We start from the raw sequence: 2,598 nt of genomic DNA on the forward strand, positions 1-2,598 counted from the left end.
TCTCAACCAAGCCTTAGTTGCCAAGGCTTGCGCAAATGAGTATCTAGTCGTCGCCGTGTCCTCGTCGGCAGAACTGCCAGAGCAATCCGTTTCGACGATTAGGTACAAGGGAAGGACAGCCGGGTTTGTTATTCCGGGACAGGCTCTGTTGTCACCCCAACATCCGCGCAACTCCGACCCGCACTATGCGGCATATAGCCTCATTGCGGCTCTAGAGGTGTGCGCTCGGTCATTTAAGGGAGACTTCTCTATGTCCTCCAGTTCTGCTGAAGCTGAGAGGCCCGGCGAGATACCTTTCCTTGAGGGAGATGCCTATCTTGTATTATGGAACGATGTCATTGGCAAGGAGAACCACTCGAGATTTCATCCCTCCTTGTTTCTGAATGGAATATATAGCCACAGAGGGTCTCGCGACTACTGCCGAATAGACATCGTTCCGCCCGAGACAATTACCGTCAGGGACCCCATTATTGATTCCCAGTATGCAAGCTCGGTATTTTTCAACCTATACCCCTACGCTTCATTCGCCCTGCTGAGATTCTTTTACGCTTACCAGATTATTGAAATGCTGATTGGACTCGATTTTAAGGTGCGATCCGAGGCAATACGCGCCAAATTGAATTCGGCCGCGCCCGTGAACATCACAACCCTGCGCGACATCGTTGACGATTTCAAAAAGTCCTATCAGGAATTACCTAGAATTAGAGAGATCCTCTCTCCGCCATGTGGCAGTACAGAATCCGCACTAGACAGACTGCTTGATGACATGGCTGATGATCGAAGTGGCAAGAGTTTCGCAGAGAAGATATACCGCGTGAGAAACATCCTCTTCCATGAGCACCTTAGAGCGCACGACTTCGACGAAAGCGTAATGTCAGTCGGCGACAATTTGATCGCCTACTTGGCGAGGAGCAAGCTCTCCGCGTAAATTGTAAGATCTCTCTTTGCGAGTGGAAGGTGCCCAGTTGGCACTTGTGATCGTCAAATTTATTCGCCTTATTTAGCTATTGGGCAGCTTGGCCAAGTCGATCTCGAAGCGCGCCGGCATGCTTACAGCTATCGCAGATGGCGAGTTCCCAAGAGTCATTTTTGATTCAATAGAAGAGGGGGCCAACGGCCCCCTCTTCTAGATCTTGCTAGAGTAAATTTGGAATTCAAACCCCAACAGGGTTAGCCTTCTCCGGATCAATCTTGTACTGCTTGATCGCCCTGGCCACATCCTTCGCGGTCATCTTCCCGTCCTTCGCCAGCGCCGCAATCGCGGCATGCGCGATGTAGTACCGGTCCACTTCAAAGAACCGGCGCAGGTTCGCACGCGTATCCGAACGGCCGAAACCATCGGTACCCAGCACCGTGTAGCTCATCGGCACGAACGCGCGAATCTGGTCCGCATACGCACGCACGTAGTCGGTGGCGGCAATCGCCGGGCCCTGGCGGCCTTCCAGCAGCTCGGTCACGTAGGCCTTGCGCTGCTCACCTTCCGGATGCAGGCGGTTGGCACGTTCCACGTCGAAACCATCGCGACGCAGTTCGTTGAAGCTCGGGCAGCTCCAGATGTCGGCGGTCACGCCGAAGTCCTTGTCCAGCAGCTCGGCCGCGGCAATGGCTTCGCGCAGGATGGTGCCCGAACCCAGCAGCTGCACGCGCAGCTCGCCCTTCTTCGGCTTGCCGGCGTCGGTCAGCAGGTACATGCCCTTGACGATGCCTTCGGCCGCGCCTTCCGGCATTTCCGGGTGGGTGTAGTTCTCGTTCATCAGGGTGACGTAGTAGTACTCGTCAATCTGATCTTCCATCATCGCCTTGGTGCCGTGCTGCAGGATCACCGTCACTTCGAAGCCGAAGGTCGGGTCGTAGCTGCGCACGTTCGGAATGCCACCGGCCACCAGATGGCTGAAGCCATCTTCGTGCTGCAGGCCTTCACCGTTCAGCGTGGTGCGGCCGGCGGTACCACCCAGCAGGAAGCCGCGGGTACGCATGTCCGCTGCCTGCCAGGCGATGTCGCCCACGCGCTGGAAACCGAACATCGAGTAGTAGATGTAGAACGGCAGCATCGGCACGTTGCTGACCGAGTAGCTGGTACCGGCGGCCATCCACGAGCTGATCGCACCCGGCTCGCTGATGCCCTGCTGCAGCACCTGGCCGCTCTGGTCTTCGCGGTAGAACATCAGCTGGTCGGCGTCGACCGGCTTGTACTTCTGGCCKWMCGGCGCGTAGATRCCGATCTGGCGGAACAGGCCTTCCATRCCGAAGGTACGSGMTTCGTCGGCCACRATCGGCACSAYGYGCGGRCCCAGTTCCTTGTCGCGCAGGGTGATGTTCAGGCTCTGCACGAAGGCCATGGTGGTGGAGTAGCTGCGCTCGCCGCTGCTCTTGAGCAGGCGCTCGTAGCTTTCCAGCTTCGGTGCATTGAAGCTCTTTTCGGCCTTGCGGCGGCGCTGCGGCAGGTAACCACCCAGCGCGGCACGGCGTTCCTGCAGGTACTGCACTTCCGGCGAATCCGGGCCCGGGTGGTAGAACGGCACCTGGCCGTCGGCCAGCTGCGCGTCGGTCACCGGAATGTTGAAGCGGTCGCGGAAGTGGCGCACCGCTTCGTCGTCC

General features: G+C 57.7%; 2 protein-coding genes. One reads left to right on the forward strand and one right to left on the reverse strand.

The genetic code is table 11. From position 1 onward, the window contains the following. On the forward strand, positions 1-928 hold a 928-nt coding region (locus tag AC1VAN_RS18035), incomplete at its 5' end, for a hypothetical protein (RefSeq protein ID WP_480986361.1). 226 nt (positions 929-1,154) lie between these two features. On the opposite strand, the gene AC1VAN_RS18040 is transcribed toward AC1VAN_RS18035, so the two are convergent. After that, the coding region (locus AC1VAN_RS18040; protein WP_480986362.1) for a transketolase-like TK C-terminal-containing protein at positions 1,155-2,598 on the reverse strand (1,444 nt) is incomplete at its 5' end.

This window comes from Stenotrophomonas sp. 05L44_2, assembly GCF_056665995.1.